Source organism: Streptococcus mitis (genome assembly GCF_001579035.1).
Classification (GTDB): Bacteria; Bacillota; Bacilli; order Lactobacillales; family Streptococcaceae; genus Streptococcus; species Streptococcus mitis_J.
In genome coordinates, this window is the sequence record NZ_KQ970288.1 from 48,206 (window position 1) to 49,394 (window position 1,189).

Below are 1,189 nucleotides of genomic sequence, written 5' to 3' on the forward strand. Positions count from 1 at the left end.
ACATTGGCATAATTTTTAGCTTGAAAAATACTAGAAGTCACCAAGGAAACTAAACCAGCCAAGAGAAGAATTCCTCCAATAGAGGCTAAAAGAATTTTCCCCAACCGATTGATTTTGAAACCCTCAAAATTTAAGGCAGCTTCTGCCTTGCCGTGGCGCACATGAACCGTTTTGACCAGATTGATTCCCTTTCCAAAGCCAAATAAGACTGCGACAACCAGCAAATGCCCACAGAGGAAAAAGAGAAATTCCCAGCTGGTCAGGTTAAGGGGCGGTAAAAAGATATACCAGGTCGTTGCGATAAAAATAAGTTCAAAGACTATCCGTTTCATTTGCTTTCCTCCTAAATGATTCGTCCTTCCAAGTGATCCAGTTCATGCTGGCAAATCTGAGCTGGGAAGCCTGTCAAGGTAATGGTCTGTTCCTGCCACTTGCTGTCACGATAGGCAACCCTTATGGTTTCATAACGCTTAGTAGGTCTCACACCTGTCAAGGACAAACAGCCTTCTTCTGTCTCATAAGCTCCTTCAGAGGACAGGAGCACTGGGTTAAACATGACCACGGGAACCAAGCCAAGATTAAAAATAATCACGCGCTTCTGCACCCCAATCATATTGGCAGCCAGACCGACACAGGTCTCACGATTTGCTAAGAGTGTATCCTGCAAATCTCTGGCAAGATACAGATCATCCTGACTTGCCGGCTGAGATACCTGAGATAAAAACAAAATATCCTTCACAATTTTCTTTTCCACTTCCTCACACTCCTCTTGTTTTTTACTATATTATAGCAATTATAGCACAAAAGCCGATAACTGCAAGCCCTTTCCCTCAACTGTAGCAAAAAGCCATCCGAAGATGACTTTTTTTCTATTTAATTTTTTTATAAGTTACTTCCATCCCACGCTTAACAGCTGGACGATTGGCAATTTTTTCTGCCCAGTTTACTAAATTCTGGTAACTTGAGGCATCCAAGAATTTTGCAGAACCTTGATAAAGTTTTCCTTGAACTAACTGTCCATACCAAGACCAGATAGCAATATCTGCAATCGTATAGTCATTGCCTGCAATATAAGGTTTCTGAGCCAATTCCTTATCCAATAAATCCAACTGGCGTTTCACTTCCATCGTAAAACGGTTAATAGGATATTCCAATTTTTCAGGAGCATAATTGAAGAAATGTCCAAATC

General features: G+C 41.2%; 2 protein-coding genes and 1 pseudogene. All 3 read right to left on the bottom strand.

The annotated features are described in order from the left end of the window. Window positions 1-332, bottom strand: a pseudogene (locus SMIDD26_RS13020) (hypothetical protein); the annotation flags it as partial. 11 nt (window positions 333-343) lie between these two features. Continuing rightward, window positions 344-754 carry a peptide deformylase gene (locus SMIDD26_RS06405; RefSeq protein WP_061439599.1) on the bottom strand — a complete coding sequence of 137 codons (411 nt, stop codon included), beginning with the start codon at window positions 752-754 and terminating at the stop codon, window positions 344-346. A gap of 115 nt (window positions 755-869) precedes the next feature. Further along, a partial coding sequence (locus tag SMIDD26_RS06410; RefSeq protein WP_246746955.1) for a glutathione S-transferase C-terminal domain-containing protein occupies window positions 870-1,189 on the bottom strand: 320 nt, incomplete at its 5' end.